The organism is Streptomyces sp. MGP-P1 (genome assembly GCF_057766565.1).
Genome location: NZ_JBYMEM010000007.1, coordinates 730551 through 747385 on the forward strand (window position 1 = coordinate 730551; position 16835 = coordinate 747385).

Annotated in this window: 11 protein-coding genes and 2 pseudogenes; 7 read left to right on the forward strand and 6 right to left on the reverse strand. The window is 75.2% G+C overall.

The features are described from left to right. Nucleotides 1–46: 46 nt before the first annotated feature. Entirely contained in the window at nucleotides 47–1270 is a 1224-nt protein-coding gene (locus AC3CH1_RS24890) for an ROK family transcriptional regulator (protein ID WP_488464962.1), read from the reverse strand. Nucleotides 1271–1508: 238 nt separating this feature from the next. Then, the gene (locus tag AC3CH1_RS24895) at nucleotides 1509–2576 is read right to left on the reverse strand and encodes a mechanosensitive ion channel family protein (protein ID WP_488464963.1); all 1068 of its coding nucleotides are present in this window, start codon (nucleotides 2574–2576) and stop codon (nucleotides 1509–1511) included. 313 nt (nucleotides 2577–2889) lie between these two features. On the opposite strand from AC3CH1_RS24895, the gene AC3CH1_RS24900 reads away from it, so the two are divergent. After that, nucleotides 2890–3426: an HNH endonuclease gene (locus AC3CH1_RS24900; RefSeq protein WP_003969129.1), complete on the forward strand. Its 537-nt coding sequence runs from the start codon at nucleotides 2890–2892 to the stop codon at nucleotides 3424–3426. A 114-nt stretch (nucleotides 3427–3540) separates the two neighbouring features. Here the strand turns inward: AC3CH1_RS24900 and AC3CH1_RS24905 are convergent. Beyond that, a pseudogene (locus tag AC3CH1_RS24905) lies at nucleotides 3541–6538 on the reverse strand (beta-N-acetylglucosaminidase domain-containing protein). A 355-nt stretch (nucleotides 6539–6893) separates the two neighbouring features. Here AC3CH1_RS24905 and AC3CH1_RS24910 point away from each other — a divergent pair. The 5 genes from AC3CH1_RS24910 (at nucleotide 6894) to alc (ending at nucleotide 12293) form a co-directional block, all read left to right on the forward strand. After that, on the forward strand, nucleotides 6894–7205 hold the full coding sequence (locus tag AC3CH1_RS24910) for a hypothetical protein (RefSeq protein ID WP_488464964.1): 312 nt from the start codon (nucleotides 6894–6896) through the stop codon (nucleotides 7203–7205). Then, nucleotides 7206–9803, forward strand: coding sequence for a 4-alpha-glucanotransferase (malQ, locus tag AC3CH1_RS24915; RefSeq protein ID WP_488464965.1), 2598 nt, complete (start codon nucleotides 7206–7208; stop codon nucleotides 9801–9803). Between the two features lie 5 nt (nucleotides 9804–9808). After that, nucleotides 9809–10021: a hypothetical protein gene (locus tag AC3CH1_RS24920; RefSeq protein WP_018959242.1), complete on the forward strand. Its 213-nt coding sequence runs from the start codon at nucleotides 9809–9811 to the stop codon at nucleotides 10019–10021. A 143-nt stretch (nucleotides 10022–10164) separates the two neighbouring features. Then, the gene (locus AC3CH1_RS24925) at nucleotides 10165–11073 is read left to right on the forward strand and encodes a LysR family transcriptional regulator (RefSeq protein WP_488464966.1); all 909 of its coding nucleotides are present in this window, start codon (nucleotides 10165–10167) and stop codon (nucleotides 11071–11073) included. Between the two features lie 65 nt (nucleotides 11074–11138). Then, on the forward strand, nucleotides 11139–12293 hold the full coding sequence (gene alc / locus AC3CH1_RS24930) for an allantoicase (RefSeq protein WP_488464967.1): 1155 nt from the start codon (nucleotides 11139–11141) through the stop codon (nucleotides 12291–12293). Between the two features lie 104 nt (nucleotides 12294–12397). On the opposite strand, the pseudogene AC3CH1_RS24935 reads toward alc, so the two are convergent. Beyond that, nucleotides 12398–12594: pseudogene (locus AC3CH1_RS24935) on the reverse strand (hypothetical protein); the annotation flags it as partial. 184 nt (nucleotides 12595–12778) lie between these two features. Between AC3CH1_RS24935 and AC3CH1_RS24940 the strand changes: the two are divergent. Then, nucleotides 12779–13240, forward strand: a complete 462-nt coding sequence (locus AC3CH1_RS24940; protein ID WP_488464968.1) for a hypothetical protein — start codon at nucleotides 12779–12781, stop codon at nucleotides 13238–13240. Between the two features lie 13 nt (nucleotides 13241–13253). Here the strand turns inward: AC3CH1_RS24940 and cydC are convergent, their stop codons facing one another. After that, nucleotides 13254–15011, reverse strand: a complete 1758-nt coding sequence (cydC, locus tag AC3CH1_RS24945; protein ID WP_488464969.1) for a thiol reductant ABC exporter subunit CydC — start codon at nucleotides 15009–15011, stop codon at nucleotides 13254–13256. Continuing rightward, nucleotides 15008–16831 (reverse strand): thiol reductant ABC exporter subunit CydD, encoded by a 1824-nt coding sequence (gene cydD / locus AC3CH1_RS24950; protein WP_488464970.1) that lies wholly within the window; start codon nucleotides 16829–16831, stop codon nucleotides 15008–15010. Before cydD ends, cydC begins: the two co-directional genes overlap by 4 nt. Between the last annotated feature and the right edge of the window lie 4 nt (nucleotides 16832–16835).

The window sequence follows — 16835 nt, forward strand, 5'->3', positions numbered from 1 at the left end:
GGGACGGGGAAGAGGCAGACGACGGGGAACGGGGGACGGGCGTGGTTCAGCGCGAGGTGTCGAACACTTCGTCGCGGGTGTCGGCGAGCGCCCTCTCCAGGGCGCCGCGCAGTACGGGGGTGCGGTCGATCTCGCCGACCACGAGCCGCGGCCGGGAGGCGGCGAGCTCGGCCAGCTCGGACTGGATCAGGGAGCGCAGGATCTCGCCGCCCGCCGCGACCGCTCGGCCGGAGAGCACGATCAGCCCGGGGTCCAGGACGGCGGTGACGGAGGCGAGCCCGGTGGCGAGCCGCTGGGCGTACTGGCGCAGCAGCTCGGTGAGCGCCTCGTCCCGTTCGTACGCGTCGGCCGCCCGCGCCAGCAGGTCGGCGGCGACCTTCGCGTACGGCTGCTGCGGGGTGTCGACGCCCAGCGCCTTCGCGAGCCGGGGCACCGCCTGGGCGCCCGCCAGCTCCTGGAAGCCGCCGCTGTTGGCCTTGACGACCTGGCGCACGAGCGGGGTGCCCGGCACCGGCAGGAAACCGACCTCGCCCGCGCCGCCGGTGAAGCCGCGGTGCAGCCGGCCGTTGATGACGAGGGCGGCGCCGAGGCCCTCCTCGTTCCACAGCAGGACGAAGTCCTCGTGGCCGCGGGCCACGCCCAGGCGCTGCTCGGCGACGGCGACCAGATTGACGTCGTTCTCGTACTCCACCGGCATCGGCAGGAACGCGGCCAGCTCGTCCAGCAGCGTGGGGGAGTGCCAGCCGGGCAGGTGCGAGGCGTACCGCAGCCGCCCGGTGCCCGGGTCGAAGGCGCCCGGCGTGCCGATGACGACCCGGTGGACGTCGGCGCGGGTGAGCCCGGCGTCCTTCACCGCACCGTCCAGCGCGTCGGCGACCTGGCGCACCACACTGTCGGCACGCCGGCCCGGGGTCGCCAGCTCGAACTCCCCGACGGTCCGGCCGGTCACGTCCGCGACGGCGGCGACGATGCGCCGGCCGTTCACGTCGAGCCCGGCCACATGGGCGGCCCGCGCGTTCACGGTGTAGAGCTGCGCGTTGGGCCCGGGGCGCCCCTCGCTGGTCCCGGTGGCGACGACCAGCCCCGCCGCCTCCAGCCGGGCCAGCAGCTGGGACGCGGTGGGCTTGGAGAGGCCGGTCAGCTTCCCGACCCGGGTCCGGGAGAGCGGCCCGTGCTCCAGCAGCAGATCGAGGGCGGCCCGGTCGTTCATGGCCCGCAGCACCCGTGGTGTGCCCGGGGTGCCGGGTGCGCCGGGAGTGGGTCCCGCCATCGTGGATGCACCGCCCTCTGCTCTCAGGACCTCCGGAGCGGATCCGGGGATACTCTGTTAGGAAAGTTTCCTATTTGGTTGAGAGGACGGTAGGCCGCAGGTCACCGGGGCGTCAATGGGTGACCCCCGTCCGGAAATCAAAGTGTTACCCGGCATGGCGACGCCCCCGGTCGCCACCCTGGGGTCCAGGGGGCGGCCGGGGGCGCTGCGGCGGGGGTCGCTCGTTCGGGTCCGACGGCTACTTGCTCAGGTTCGTCGGCGGCGGTATCGGGGTCGCCGCCAGCGACTGCGGGGAGACGGCCGAGGCGTACGCGGACGGGGCGGCCATCGCGGCCGTCGGGTCCGCCGTGGACGCGCCCTCCGGCTGGAGCGGCACCGTGCCGACCATCCGGATGCCCGCGTCGTCCAGCGCCTGCTTGATGCGCCAGCGCAGCTCGCGCTCCACTCCGAGCGCCTTGCCCGGCATCGTCTTGGCGGTGACGCGGACGGTCATGGAGTCCAGCAGGACCTCGTCCAGACCGAGCACCTCCACCGGGCCCCACAGCCGCTCCGACCAGGGCTCTTCCTTCGTCATCGTCTCGGCGGCCGTGGCGATCGCCTCGCGGACGTGCTCCAGCTTCTCCGTCGGACGCACCGTGACGTCGACCCCGGCCGTGGACCAGCCCTGGCTGAGGTTGCCTATCCGCTTCACCTCGCCGTTGCGGACGTACCAGATCTCGCCGTTGTCGCCGCGCAGCTTGGTGACGCGCAGCCCCACCTCGATGACCTCGCCCGAGGCGACGCCCGCGTCGACGGTGTCGCCGACCCCGTACTGGTCCTCGAGGATCATGAAGACGCCGGAGAGGAAGTCCGTGACCAGGTTGCGGGCGCCGAAGCCCAGAGCCACGCCCGCGACACCGGCGGAGGCGAGGAGTGGCGCCAGGTTGATCTTGAAGGCGCCCAGGACCATCAGGGCGGCCGTGCCCATGATCACGAACGAGGCCACCGACCGCAGCACCGAGCCGATCGCCTCCGAGCGCTGGCGTCTGCGCTCGGCGTTCACCAGCAGCCCGCCCAGCGCCGTGCCCTCGACCGCCTGGGCGCCGCGGTTCATCCGCTCGATCAGATTGGTCAGGGCGCGCCGGATCAGATAACGCAGCGTGATCGCGACCGCCACGATCACCAGGATGCGCAACCCGGTGCTCAGCCAGGTGGACCAGTTCTCCTCGACCCAGCCCGCGGCGTTACCGGCCTGTTCGGCGGCATCGTCCAGCGAGCCGCCCGGCTCGGGAGACGGGGCTGCGGCCAAGAGGGCGGACAGCGACACGACAGGGACCTCCAGGGGGACGACGGCTGGTCGTAACACTAACGAAGCCGGGGGAGTGGATCGTTGCCGTCGTGGGAAGAGAGAGAGGTCTCACCGGGAACACCTCCGCTGTGGCCGATCGCACAGTGCGGACGCCCGCCCAGGTGAAACACCTGTTCGGCACCGCCGAACGGCGCGTGGAGCCCGGAGTGAGAAAAATCCTCTCGGCCCGTTACCCGTACGTGGTGGCGCTTTGACCAGGCATGAGGAGAGACTGAGATCGGATCGTCCCGGCGCGAGCCACGCGCCGCCGGCGTACAAGGAGGCATCCACCGTGCCGCACGTCCTGGTTCTCAACGCGTCGTACGAGCCGCTCGGCGTCGTACCGCTCCGCCGCGCGCTCGTCCTCGTCCTGGAGAACAAGGCCATCTGCCTTGAAGAGTCCGGCTCCTTCCTGCACAGTGCCACCCGTGCCGTGCCCGCACCCAGTGTGGTCCGGCTCAAGCGCTTCGTCCGGGTCCCCTACCGGGGCCCCGTCCCCCTGACGCGGCGGGCGCTGTTCGCCCGGGACGGCGGGCGCTGCATGTACTGCGGGGCCGCCGCGACCAGCGTCGACCACGTCATCCCGCGCAGCCGCGGCGGACAGCACGCCTGGGACAACGTGGTGGCGGCCTGCCGCCGCTGCAACCACGTCAAGGCCGACCGCCATCTGCCCGAGCTCGGCTGGCGGCTGCGCCACCAGCCCGCCCCGCCGACCGGCCTGGCCTGGCGGATCATCGGGACCGGGCACCGCGACCCGCGCTGGCTGCCGTACTTGCAACCGTTCGGCGCGGACGACGTGATGGCCCGGATCGACGGCGTGTCCGCCTGAGATCCGGGTCTTCGCCGTTTCCCCTGGACGTACGGGGTCAGCCCGTACGCACAGGGTCAGCTGGACGTACGCGGTCACTCTGTACGTACGCGGTCAGTCCGTACGCACAGACGGTCAGTCGTCCACGACCGCGTACGCCTCCACCGACCAGAGCGAGTAGCCGTACTCCGTCGCCCGGCCGTCCCCCTGCACCCGGATGAACCGGGTGTCCTTCGCGTCCATCCGGACCGACTCGCGCCCGCCCCGGCCCTCCGTCACCGTCGCGGCGGTGCGCCAGACGCGGCCGTCGGCGGAGACCTGGATCCGGTAGCGGGAGGCGTACGCGTCCTGCCAGTTCAGCACCACCTGGCCCAGGCGCACCGGCTCCGGCAGCTCCGCCCCCCACCAGGCCCCGTCCTCCACCGGCGAGGACCACCGGGTCTCCGGATCGCCGTCGGAGGCCGCCGAGGCGGGAAAGTCCGGGGTCTCGTCGCCGGACGACGAGGCCTTCGCCGTACGCGCCAGATCCGCGCCGCCCGTACGCGGGAAGGCCCGCACGGTCAGCGTGGACTCCTGGCCGCCGAAGGCCAGCGGAACCTCGTACTCGCCCGCCGGGGTGTCCGCCGGGACGGTGATGTCCACGGGCACCTCCGTACGCGATCCGCGCGGCACGGTCGTCTGCTTCGGGACCCGCACCTCGATGCCCTCGGGGGCCTTCGCGGTGAGCTTGCCCTTCACCTCGACCGGACGCCGCCCGGCCAGCCGGGCCTCGACCCGCTGGGGATCGCCGCCGATCTCCGCGTCCGTCTCGCCGCGCGTCAGGTCGAGCGTGGCGGCGGGCTCGTCGCCGAACCACGGCACCAGGGCGCGCACCTGCGGGGACCCCGCCGCGACGGCGGGGGAGGGGGAGGAGGGCAGGGTGGGGCTGAGATACGAGGGCGGGGCGGTCCGGGCGGCCTCCGGCACCGTGACCCGTACGGCGTCCGCGCGCAGCCCCTTCGCGGCGGTCTGGGTCCAGCCGCTCGGCGAGAGCTTCCCGAGCCCCCGCCACCCCTCACCGGGCACGTGGGCCTCCACGACCGCGCCGGCGAGCGCGGATCCGGGCTCGGCGAGCGCCGTCACGGCCGCCACCGGGCGGGGTCCGGCCAGCCGGACCGTATAGCTGTGCGCGTCCTTCGTGACCCGCCCCGAGGCGCGGTCGACGCCGTTCCATCCGGCCGACACCTTCGCCGCCCTGTCCAGGAACGGGTCCAGGACACCCTCGCCGACCGTGGCCCGGCTCGCCTCGATCTCCTCGCGCAGCGGCTCCAGGGCCAGCTGGACGCGCCAGGCGGCGGCGCGCGTCCCCGGCGGCCTGCGCCTGGAGCAGGTCCACCGCGAGCTCACCGGCCCGGCCGTAGCGGGCCAGCTGCTCCGTCCAGGGGCGCACCTCTTCGGTCAGCCGGCCGTCGGCGGGGGTCTTCAGCCGCTCGGGGGCCCCGCGCATCACGGAGAAGGCCGCGCGCAGCTCGGCCGCCGCCCGGTCGCGGCGGGGGGCGTCCGCACGGGTGTTCCAGAACGCGTCGAACAGGGGCTGGAGGTAGGCGGACTCCTCCGCGCCGAGCACCGAGCCCGCGCTGTTCCCGGCCAGCGCCAGCAGCGCGTCCCGGGCGCCCGCGTCCCCGCCCGCCAGATCCTCGACGGCCGCCCGCCACGACTCGTCCGGGCGGTATCCCCTCGGGTTCCAGGCGAAGTCGGCGGCGGTGAACAGCGGGATCCGCGAGGCCGACGCCTGCTCCATCGCGTTGGCCAGCAGCGCCGCCGAACCGCTCGCCACCGCCGGGTCCCGGCCGGTGTACGGGCCGAGGAAGATGCGGTCCTGGGCGTAGTCGTTGACCGGGTAGTTGTCCATCGTCACCAGCGGGTGGCGGAACGCGGCGCGGGCCCCGGCCAGTTCACCGCCGGTGATCTTCTTCGGCACCACCCCGACACCGGTCCAGGCCACCTGCACCCGGTCGTCCAGCTCGGCCGCGAGCGCGGTGCGGTAGTCGGTGGCCCCGTCCTGGTAGAACTCCGTCGGCAGCACCGACAGGGGGGCCGCGTCCGGGTGCCGTTCCTCCAGATGCCGGGCGAGGGCGCCCGCGACCCGGGCCTGCGCCCGGGCCGCCGCCTTCGGCCCGCTGCCGAAGGTCTCCGCGTCCAGGTCGCAGTGCCACTCGCTGTAGCTGACGTCCTGGAACTGGAGCTGGAAGACCCGGATGCCCAGCGCCCACATGGCGTCGATCTTCTTCGTCAGCGCCCGGACGTCCCTCTCCGAGGCCATGCACATCGCCTGACCGGGAGAGACCGCCCAGCCGAGCGTGACGTGCTCGGCGCGCGCCCGCTCGGCGAGCGCCCGGAAGTCGGCCCGCCGGTCGGCCGGGTACGGCTCGCGCCAGCGCGCCAGCCGGTAGGGGTCGTCACCCGCCGCGTAGAGAAAGCGGTTCTGCTTGGTCCGGCCCATGAAGGAGATCTGGGCGAGCCGCTCCTCGCGTGTCCACGGCTCTCCGTAGAACCCCTCGGCCATGCCGCGTACGGCGGTTCCCGGCCAGTCCCGTACCGTCACGCCGGCCACCGAGCCGTCGGCGATCAACTGGCGCAGGGTCTGGACGGCGTGGAAGAGGCCGTCCGCGCCGAGCCCGTCCAGCGCCACGGTGGCGCGTCCGGAGACCTGGCCCACCGCGAGCCGGTAGCCGCCCGACGGCAGATCGGCCCGGTCGGGAGCGCGCAGCGCCCGCAGTGCCTCGGCGGCACCGCCGCCCCCGACGCGCACCACGGGCCCGCCGCCCGGCAGGCTCTCGTGCAGGGTCCGGACGCCCGCCCCGCGCAGCAGGGTGCGCGCCTGTTCGACGGCGTACGGATCGGCGTCCGGCGCGGCGACGAGCGTGGCCTCGGAGCCCAGCGGCACGGCGGGCCCGGTGGTCTTCAGGCTCTGCGGCCGGGGCCAGACGGACGGGGTCCGCGCGCTGTCGGCGCGGTCGGCGGTGCCGACCGCAGGCCTGCCGGGATCGACGGGAGCGGCCGTCGCGGCCGGAGCGACGGAGACGGATCCGAGGAGTCCGCCGATCACGGCGGCGGCCACGGCCGTTGCCTGCCTTCTGCGCCCGATCCGCACGTCGCGCTCCCCTTCGTAACGACCGACTGCCGGCGATGGACCGCCGTGCCGATTCCCTCGGACCGCAGGCGGTGGGCCCCGGCGGGCTCCGAGCCCACCACCCGGGCGCGAGGGTGTCAATGCGCATGGCCGTTCTGCCGTATTTGCCGGGAATAGCGACGCCTTCGAGCCCTCTGGGGCTGGTGTGGCGGGCGGGAGTGGCTGAAAACGGCCCATACCTGCCGTTCGGGGGAACGGAGTGTGACCCGGAGCACGTTGAGCTCGTTGTTCGTAACGCCTGCATCACGTCCACGTCTGCCACGGCGAGGCCTGGGTAGGTCTGCTGTGTCCTGTTCTCCACGGCCAGGAGGCCACCATGCCCGCTGCCGCGCAGCTTCTGCTCTCCGCCCTCTCCAAACAGGTACCCACCCACTCCGAGTCCGCGCCGCTGACCAGCGAACTCCCCCTTGCCGACGTCGCCCACCTGATCAGCGGGCCGCCGCTCGCCGATGTCTCCCTCCTGCTCGGCGAATCCTCCTTCGCCGATTCCGCGCCGCTGACCAGCGAGCCGCCGCTCGCCGATGCCACCCCTCTCACGAGCGAGCCGCCGCTCGCCGCCGTCGCCCCTCTGACCAGCGAGCCGACCGCACCCGGCACCGCAGGGGGCATGGAGTTCCCAGGAGTCTGAATGGGCTTGTCCCGGCTCGCCGCACTGCACGGTGTCGCCACCTCCTACTCCCCGTCGCCGGATGTCACGGTGTCCGTCCCCGACGACACGGTCATCGCCGTGCTCGCCGCGCTGGGCGTCGACGCCGGCACTCCGGCGGACGTACGGAAGTGCCTCGTCGCCGCCGAGTCCCGCTCGCGCCTGCTGCCGCCGACCGTGGTGGTCTGGGTCGGCGAGCCCCTGCCGCCCGCCCTCGCCGAACTGCCCCCCGGCTCGACCGTCACGGTCGAGCCGGAGCCGGCCGTGACCCCGGGCCCCCTCTCGGGCCGCCCGCCCGCCCCGCTGAGCATGCGGACCCGGGCGACGGCTCCCGCCCCGCCGGTGCCGCTGGGGCCTCCGGGGGGCGTCGCCGGGGCCGCTGTCCCGCTCGGGCCGCCGCCGGGCGCGGCTGCCGCGCCGCTGATGCCCCCGGCGGATGTCGCCGGTGACGGCACCCCGCCGCCGGTCGCGCCCGGGGCCGCCGTCCCGCCCGCGCCGCCGCCGGGTGCGGCTGCCGCGCCGCTGACGCCTCCGGAGGGCGCCGCCGCGCCGCCCGGCGCCCCCGACGCCGCCGCCCCACCCGTCGCCACCGCCACCCCGCCGCCCGTCGGCCCCGGTGCCACCGTGCCGCCCGTGCCGCCTCCGGGGGGCGCGGACCCCGCCCCCTCCGTGACGCCTCCCGCGGGTACCGCCGGCGCCTTCGCGTCCGCCGTCGCCTCCGCGCCGCACCCGCAGCGCGCCGACGGGGAGCCCGGCGCTCCGGCCGCCGTCCCCGCCTGGTGGATCCCGCCGCCCCCCGGCGTCCACCGCGTCCACGTCCGTACGCCGGACCACCTCCGCGCCACGGCGACCCTCGTCGTCGCCCCGGCCCGCGTCCCGCAGCCGCCCGAGCGCTCCCACGGCTTCCTGGTCCAGCTCTACTCCCTGCTCTCCGCCCGGTCCTGGGGCATGGGCGACCTCGGTGACCTGGCCGACCTGGCCGCCTGGTCAGGGAGGACCCTCGGCTCCGGGTTCGTCCAGGTCAACCCGTTGCACGCGGCCGTCCCCGGGCACCCCACCGACCCGTCCCCCTACCGCCCCTCCTCGCGCCGCTTCCCCGACCCGGTGCACCTGCGCGTCGAGTCGATCCCCGAATACGGCCACGTCCGCGACCGGGCCGCCCTGGACGACCTCCGGCAGGACGCCGCCGCCCTCAGCGAGGCCGTGCTGAACAAGGGCGCGCTGATCGACCGGGACGCCGTCTGGGAGCTGAAGCGCCAAGCCCTGGAGCTGGTCGTCGAGGTGCCGCTCACCCCCGGCCGCCGCGCCGCCTACTGCGACTTCCTGGCCGAGCAGGGCCGGGCGCTGGAGGACCACGCCCTGTGGTGCGCGCTCGCCGAGGTGCACGGCCCCGACTGGCACACCTGGCCCGAGGCCCTGCGCGACCCCCGCTCCCCGGGAACCGCCCGTGCCCGGACCGAGCTGCTGGACCGGGTCGACTTCCATTGCCGCCTCGCCTGGCTGACCGCCACCCAGCTCGCCGACGCCCAGCGGGCCGCCGAGGACGCCGGGATGGGCGTCGGGATCGTCCACGACCTCGCCGTCGGCGTGCACCCGGCCGGCGCCGACACCTGGGCCCAGCAGGAGGCCTTCGCCCACGGCATGTCCGTCGGCGCGCCCCCCGACGCCTTCAACGCGCGCGGCCAGGACTGGGGCCTGCCGCCCTGGCGCCCCGACGTCCTCGCCGCCACCGGCTACGCCGCCTACCGGGGCCTGCTGCGCGGCCTGCTGGCCCACGCCGGAGCCCTGCGCATCGATCACGTCATGGGCCTGTTCCGGCTCTGGTGGGTGCCCGAGGGCAGCCCGCCCACCGACGGTACGTACGTCGCCCAGGACGCCGAGGCGATGCTCGCCGTCCTCGTCCTGGAGGCCCACCGGGCCGGCGCCGTCGTCGTCGGCGAGGACCTCGGCACCGTCGAGCCCGGGGTCCGCGAGGCGCTCGCCCGGCGCGGCGTGCTCGGCACCTCGGTGCTCTGGTTCGAACGCGACTGGGACGGCGACGGACGGCCGCTCGCCCCGGAGCGGTGGCGCCGGGACTGCCTGGCCACCGCCACCACCCATGACCTGCCCTCCACCGCCGCCCGGCTGACCGGCGACCATGTGACGCTGCGTCACCGCCTCGGTCTGCTCACCCGCTCCCTGGAGGAGGAGCTGACCGAGGACGCCACCGACACCGCCGAGTGGCTGGCCCTCCTCGCCCGGCTGCGGATGCTCCCCGAGGGCGACGGCGACGAGGAGGCCGCCGTCCGGGCCGTCCACCGCTTCCTGCTGCGCACCCCCGCCCGGATGACCGGCGTCTGGCTCCCCGACACCGTCGGCGACCGCCGCCCGCAGAATCTCCCCGGCACCTGGGACCAGTACCCCAACTGGCGCCTCCCGATCGCCGACGCCGAGGGGCATCCGGTCACCCTGGAGGAGATCACCGCCTCGCCCCGGCTGCACGCGCTGATGGACGTCCTGCGGCCCCGAAAGCCTCGTACGGCACCCCCGGGCGAGCGCCGTCCCCAGCCGTTCGCTACGTTGGCACCGTGGAAAAGATGAACGCTATGCGCGCCGGCGTCGTTGCGGCCGGGACGACGCTGATGATGCTGCTCATGTCGAGCCCGGCGCTCGCGCTCACGCCCGACGACGGTGACGACCCGGCTCCGCGCCTGAGCGCGGTCGAGACCATCGGTCTCTACGTCGTCGCGCCCATCGCCCTGTTCGTGGTGATCACGGGCCTGGTCATGGTCCTGGACAAGTCCAAGAAGCAGGTCTGACCCGCACACGTACGCCCTGCGCGAAGGATGCGCCGCCGATGGGAACCACCGCGCGGCGCATCCGTGCGTCCGGCCCCGGACGCCGACGCGTGCACGGCCCGGGGGCGGGAACACGGCCCGTGCCGGGCCGGTAGGTTGCGTCCATGACCGAGTGGGACGTCAAGAAGCTCCGCATCCTGCGCACCCTGCGCGACCGGGGCACGGTGACGGCGAGCGCCGAGGCGCTCCTGATGACCCCCTCCGCCGTCTCCCAGCAGCTCACCAACCTGGCCAAGCAGCTCGGCGTGGAGCTCCTGGAGGCCCAGGGCCGCCGCGTCCGTCTCACCGACGCCGCCCACCTCGTCCTGCGCCACGCGGAGGCGGTCTTCGCCCAGCTGGAGCGGGCCGAGGCCGAACTGACCGGCTATCTGCGCGGCGAGGCGGGCGAGGTCAGGGTGGCCGCGTTCTCCACCGCCGTGCCCGCCCTCGTCGTCCCCGCCGTCCGGCTGCTGCGCGCCGAGGACCGCCCGGGGCCCGACGTACGCGTACGGGAGGCCGAGGCAGCCCGGGCCTACGAGCTGCTCACCGCGGGCGAGGTGGACCTGGCCCTGTCGCTGGCCGCCCACGCGCCCACCGCCCGCGACCCCCGCTTCAGCCTCTTCCCGCTGCTCGCCGACCCGCTGGACGTGGCGCTCCCCGCCGACCATCCGCTGGCCGACGCACCCGCGCCGCGCCTCGCGGACCTCGCCGCCGACCGCTGGATCTTCGGCGGCTCGGGACCCTGGTCCGAGATCACCACCGCCGCCTGCGCGGCAGCGGGCTTCGTCCCCGAGCAGGCCCACAGCGCCGCCGGATGGACCGCGATCCTCGCCCTGGTCGAGGCGGGCATGGGCGTCGCGCTGGTCCCCCGGATGGCCGCCCGGGAGCGCCGGGAGGGCGTGGTGATGAGAGTGCTGGAGGCGGACCGGCCGCGCCGCCACGTGGTGGCGGCGGTCCGGCACGGGGCGGAGAGCGGACCGGCGGTGGACCGGGTCCTCGCGGCACTCACCCGCGTAGCCGCATCATTCAGCTGAACTGAAAGATATCTGCGAAAACTTTCGATGGACCTGATGGGTTCGGGGGCGCGAAGGTAGGAGCCATGACCTTCGACGCGAGCGAGACCACATTCCAGGACCCCGACACCGACCCCCACGCCAATGACGCCGCGCCCTACGGCGGCGGCGACCCCTACGCCGACTACCGCGAAGCGGGAGACCTCCCCTTCACCGAGCTGGTCGACCTCGCCGACCGCCGCCTCGGCGCGGGCGTGATCGCCGCCAACGACGAGTTCTTCGCCGAGCGCGAGAACCTCCTGATCCGTGAGCGCGCCGTCTTCGACCCCGAGCACTTCGGGCACAAGGGCAAGATCATGGACGGCTGGGAGACCCGCCGCCGCAGGGGCGCGGACGCCGCGACCCCCTTCCCGGCCCCCGAGGACCACGACTGGGCCATCGTCCGCCTCGGCGCGCCCGGCATCGTCCGCGGCCTGATCGTCGACACCGCCCACTTCCGCGGCAACTACCCGCAGCGCGTATCCGTGCAGGCCGCCTCCGTCGAGGGCGCCCCGGGCCCCGAGCAGCTGCTCGCCGACGACGTGAAGTGGGAGGAGATCCTCCCGCCCACCCCCGTACGCGGCCACGCGGCCAACGCCTTCGAGATCACCGGGGGCCGCCGCTACACCCACCTGCGCCTCTGCCAGCACCCCGACGGCGGCATCGCCCGCCTCCGCGTGCACGGCGAGGTCGTCCCGGACCCGGCCTGGCTCGCCGCGCTCGGCACCATCGACCTGATCTCGGTGCTCAACGGCGGTACCTACGAGGACGCCTCCGACCGCTTCTACTCCTCGCCCACCCAGATCATCCTGCCGGGCACCTCCCGCAAGATGGACGACGGCTGGGAGAACCGCCGCCGCCGGGTCCGCGACACCAACGACTGGGTCCGCTTCCGCCTTCCCGCCCAGGGCGCGGTCCGTGCGATCGAGATCGACACCGCCTACCTCAAGGGCAACTCCGCCGGCTGGATCGCCCTCCAGGGCCGCAACGGCGACACCGGCGAGTGGTTCGAGATCCTCCCGCGCACCCGCCTCCAGCCCGACACCCTGCACCGCTTCGTGCTGCGCGCCCAGGCCGTCGTCACCCACGTCCGCCTCGACGCCTTCCCCGACGGCGGCGTGGCCCGGATGCGTCTGCACGGCACGCTCACGGAGTCCGGCGCGGCCGAGCTGACCCGCCGTTACGAGGAGTCGGGCGCGTGACCCCGTAACCCCCGGGCCGGCGCGCCCCAGTTCCCGCCCGGCGGACGGTTGCGCTCCTGCGCCCGCCCGCCGGGCGGTTTCCACACCGGGCGGCGGCCCAGGCAGTGGTCGGGCAGCTGTTCCCGGACGTCGTCCGCGCCGGTGAACGGATGCGGCCCGAGGCCGTAGCCGTACGAGTAGAGGCCGTAGCAGCCCGCCGGACCCGCCCGGCAGTCCGGCCGGCCGCCACCGGGGCGGCGGGGCCCGTCAGCAGACCCGCGCACAGCGCCCGCGCGACCGGCACAGGGGCGGAGCCGGGCATCCGAACCCTCCCGTGGCCTGCGACCGAAGCTTCCTGCGACGACCCTTCGGACCGTGGGCCGCGGGAGCCCCCACCGCGCGCCGACGGCAGCCGAACGCGCGAGGGCCGAACGGGCGGCGCACACGGCACGGGCTGATCTGCGGACGTTCGCGCCCGAAACCGCACTCCCCGGGGGGACGATCAGATGGCAGAGGCCGTGCTGTGCGACGCACTGGATCCGGACGATCCGGACGCCGTGACGGTCGTCGTGATCGTCTCGGACGTCGCCGACCATCACGAGCGCGCCGTGGCCCGGCTCGGGTCGTACGGGTACGAGGGGGAGAACTGCCTCTACCTGGTGCGGACGGACGGCTGGGCCGAACGGCGGCTGGACGGTGAGCTGCTGACCGTGGACATCGTCGCCCACCCCGCCCTGCTCAGGGGGCTGGAGGTGGACCGGGAGCGGTTCACCGAACGCTCCTCGGGCGACCCGGCGGCGTTGCGGCTGCTGCGGGTGGCGGCGCGCGTCGACCCCGGGGCGTACGGCCGGGCCTCGGAGGCCACCCTCGTCCTCACCGTGCCCGCCGGGACCCCGGCCGAGCAGGCCGTGGAGCGGGTCCGGACCGGCGAGGACTGGCCGCTCGTCCTCACGCCGCGGCCGGAGTAGCGGGCCGCCCGGGTCAGGGCGTCGCCGTGGTGACGCCGCCCCGGGAGTCGTCGCCGGAGTCCGGGGCGAAGGGACGGATCCGGCCCCCGTCGAGGACCACGATCCGGTCCGCGGCGGCGAGCCCCGCCTGCTCGTGGGTGACCAGCAGCGTGGTGCGGCCGCGGGTGGCGTCGAGGACGTCGGCGAGCACGGCGGCGGCGGTCTCCGGGTCGAGCCCCTCGGTCGGCTCGTCCAGGACGAGCACCGGTGGGTCGGCGAGCAGGGCGCGGGCCAGGAGGAGACGTTGGCGCTGACCGCCCGACACGGTGGAGCCGTCCCCGCCGAGCAGGGTGTTCCAGCGGTCGGGCAGCGACTCGATCCAGTCCAGGAGCCGGGCCCTGCGGGCCGCTCCACGCAGCTCGGCGTCGGTGGCGCCGGGGCGGGCGAGGAGCAGGTTGGCGCGGATCGTGGTGTGGAAGACGTGCGCGTCCTGGGTCATGCCGGTGATCGCACGGCGTACGTCGGCGCCCGAGCGGTCGCGCAGTTCGCGTCCGCCGACGCGGATGCTCCCGGCCTCGTACGGCACGAACCGCATGAGCGCCGCGATCAGCGTCGACTTGCCGGACCCGCTGGCGCCGAGGAGCACGGTCCGGCGGCCGGGCGACAGTCGCAGGTTCACCCCGTCCAGCGCCGGCGGGCCCTCGGGGCGGTGGCGCACCCGCAGGCCGGTGATGTCCACGCCGAGCGGTTCGCCGGTGGCGAGCGGGACGGGCGCGGGCGGATCGGCGACCGGCGGCGGAGTGTCGAAGAGATCCGCCAGCCGGCGCGCGGAGGACCGCACGCCGACGAGAGAGCGGGCGGCGGCCGGCAGGGGCGTCAGGGCCTCGAAGGAGACCAGGGCGAGGACCGCGACGACGGTGAGGTGGACGGCCGGCAGCGTCCCCGCCGTGTGGGCGCCCAGCGCGACCCAGGTGACGCCGACCGCCGCCCCGCCCTGGAGCAGCAGCACCACGGCCGAGGCGAGCGAGGTGGTCAGGGCCCGCCGGCGCTCCAAAGCGGCGATCCGGGCGGAGGCGTCGCGGACCAGCCCGTGGGCGCGGCCCCGGGCACCGTACGCGGCGAGATCCGCCGCGCCCCGGGTCACGTCCACGGTGAGCGCCGCGAGTTCGGCGCGCGCAGCCTTCTCCGCGCGGCCGGCCCGGCCGGACACCACGAGCACCAGTGCGGGGACGAGGAACCCCGCCACCGCCAGGAGCAGCCCGAGCAGGATCCCCGCCTGCGGCAGGAGCACCGTGGCCGTCGCGGTGGCGGCCAGCGCGACCGCGGCGGCGGCCGCGACCGGGATCAGCACCCGCAGCAAGAGGTCCTGGGCGGCGTCGACGTCGTCGACGAGGCGGGTCAGCAGATCCCCGCTGCGAAAGGCCGGGGTGCCCGCGGGGGCGAGCGGCACGAGTGCCTCGTACACCCGGGTGCGGAAGCCCGCGACGGCCCGCAGCACACCGTCGTGGCCGAGGAGCCGGTCGGCGTAGCGCAGCGCCCCGCGTCCCAGGGCCAGGGCGCGCACGGCGACGATCGCGAGGCTCACGGAGGCGAGCGGCGGCTGTTCGGCGGCGCGGGTGATCAGCCAGGCGGCGGTGGCCATCAAGGTGGCGGCGGCGAGCTCGCTGCCGGCGGCGGCGAGGGCGGCCGGCAGCAGCCTGCGCCAGTACGGCAGGAGGTGGCGCAGCAGCCGGACGGTGGGGCGGGGGCCGTGCGCACGGGCGCGGGCGACGGTCCCGACGGGGGAGGTCATGGGGCCGGGGCTCCTTCTGCCGGGGCCGGCCGGGCCGGCGCGAGGCTGCCCGCCCGTACCGTCACGATCCGGTCGGCGTGGGGCAGCAGACCGGTGCGGTGGGCGACCACGATCGAGGTCCGGCCGCGCATCAGGCGGGCCGTGGCCCGGGCGACGGCGGCCTCGCTCGCGGAGTCCAGGTGGGCCGTCGGTTCGTCGAGGAGCAGCACGGGGGCGTCCTTGAGGAACGCGCGGGCCAGGGCGATCCGTTGGCGCTGGCCCGCCGAGAGCCCGGCGCCGTGCTCGCCCAGCGGCGTGTCGTACCCCAGCGGCAGTCCTTCCACGAAGAGGTCGGCCGACGCGGCGCGGGCCGCCCGTCGTACCTCGGCGTCGCTCGCGTCCGGGCGCCCGAGGCGGATGTTCTCCGCGACGGACGCCGCGAACAGGTGAGGTCGCTGAGGCACCCAGGCCACCTGGGCGTGCCAGCTGTCGGGGTCGAGGTCCGCGAGGTCGGCGCCGTCGACGGTCACCCGGCCCGAGTCGGGGCGCACGAAACCCAGGAACAGGGCCAGGAGCGTGGACTTTCCGGCGCCGCTGGGGCCCACGAGGGCCACGTGTTCGCCCGGGCGCACGGAGAGGGACAGGTCCCGGAGGGCGGGTTCGGCGCGGTCCGCGTAGTGGACCGTGACCCGGTCGAGGCGCAGCCGCGCCGCGCGGGCGCCGGGGGCCGGGACCCGCGCGGCGGAGCGCGGCGGACGCGCCCCACGCAGGTGCGCCGCGCGGGCGCCGGGGGCCGGGACTCGCGCGGCGGAGCGCGGCGGACGCGCCCCACGCAGCTGCGCCGCGCCGGCGCCGGGGGCCGCGACTCGCACGGCCGTGCGCGCCGGACGCGCTCCGTCCTCGTCGAGGATCGCGAACACCCGCCCGGCCACCGTGATGCCCTCGGCGCTGTCGTGGAAGGCCGCGCCCGCCGCCCGCAGCGGGAGGTACGCCTCGGGGGCGAGGAACAGGACGATCAGCGCCGTACGGAGGTCCGTTCCGCCGCCCAGCAGCCGCAGGCCGACCGGGACCGCCACCATGGCCACCGAGAGCGTCGCGACCGTCTCCAGCACGAGCGAGGAGAGGAACGCCACGCGCAGCGTGCGCATGGTGGCCCGCCGGTGGGCGTCCGCCATCTCGCCCACGACCCGGGCCTGATGCCGCTCGCGGCCGAACGCGCGCAGCGTCGGCAGCCCCGCCACCACGTCCAGGAAGTGGCCGCCCAGGGTGGCCAGCAACCGCCATTGCCGGGCGGTGCGCCGGGCGGTGTGCATGCCGACCAGCGCGCCGAACACGGGGATCAGCGGCAGCGTCACGATGATGATCAGCGCCGAGGACCAGTCGGTCCACAGCAGCCAGCCGACGACCGCCAGGGGCACCACCGCGACCGCCGCCTTCGTGGGCAGATAGCCGACGACATACGGGTCCAGGGCGTCGAGACCGCGTGTGAGCAGGGTGACCGTCTCGCCGTGGCGGCGGTCCGCGAGATCCTGCGGGCCGGTCTGCCGCAGCCGTTCGGTGATCCGGTCCCGCAGCGTGCGCTTGGCATCGGCCGCGGCGAGCTGGGCGAGCGCTCCGCGGGCCCAGGCCAGCAGTGCGCGCCCTGCCATGACCGCGCCGAGGGCGATCAGTGACGCACTCCGGAACGGACGCCCGGCGAAGCCGTCCGCGAGAACCGTCGCCAGCAGGACCGCCTGGGCCACGACGGCTCCGGCGCTCAGCAGCGACAGTGCCGTGGAGTACGTCATATGGCGCCGCAGTACGGGAAGTTCGCGCATCAGGCGACGTTCCAAGGGCTTCATCGGG

What these genes read in the sequence shown, in the direction of transcription:
- cydC (WP_488464969.1), bottom strand. Translation starts at nt 15,011, where the DNA reads ATGACCTCCCCCGTCGGGACCGTCGCCCGCGCCCGTGCGCACGGCCCC.
- alc (WP_488464967.1), top strand. Translation starts at nt 11,139, where the DNA reads ATGACCTTCGACGCGAGCGAGACCACATTCCAGGACCCCGACACCGAC.
- malQ (WP_488464965.1), top strand. Translation starts at nt 7,206, where the DNA reads ATGGGCTTGTCCCGGCTCGCCGCACTGCACGGTGTCGCCACCTCCTAC.
- AC3CH1_RS24940 (WP_488464968.1), top strand. Translation starts at nt 12,779, where the DNA reads ATGGCAGAGGCCGTGCTGTGCGACGCACTGGATCCGGACGATCCGGAC.
- cydD (WP_488464970.1), bottom strand. Translation starts at nt 16,831, where the DNA reads ATGAAGCCCTTGGAACGTCGCCTGATGCGCGAACTTCCCGTACTGCGG.
- AC3CH1_RS24925 (WP_488464966.1), top strand. Translation starts at nt 10,165, where the DNA reads ATGACCGAGTGGGACGTCAAGAAGCTCCGCATCCTGCGCACCCTGCGC.
- AC3CH1_RS24920 (WP_018959242.1), top strand. Translation starts at nt 9,809, where the DNA reads ATGCGCGCCGGCGTCGTTGCGGCCGGGACGACGCTGATGATGCTGCTC.
- AC3CH1_RS24890 (WP_488464962.1), bottom strand. Translation starts at nt 1,270, where the DNA reads ATGGCGGGACCCACTCCCGGCGCACCCGGCACCCCGGGCACACCACGG.
- AC3CH1_RS24910 (WP_488464964.1), top strand. Translation starts at nt 6,894, where the DNA reads ATGCCCGCTGCCGCGCAGCTTCTGCTCTCCGCCCTCTCCAAACAGGTA.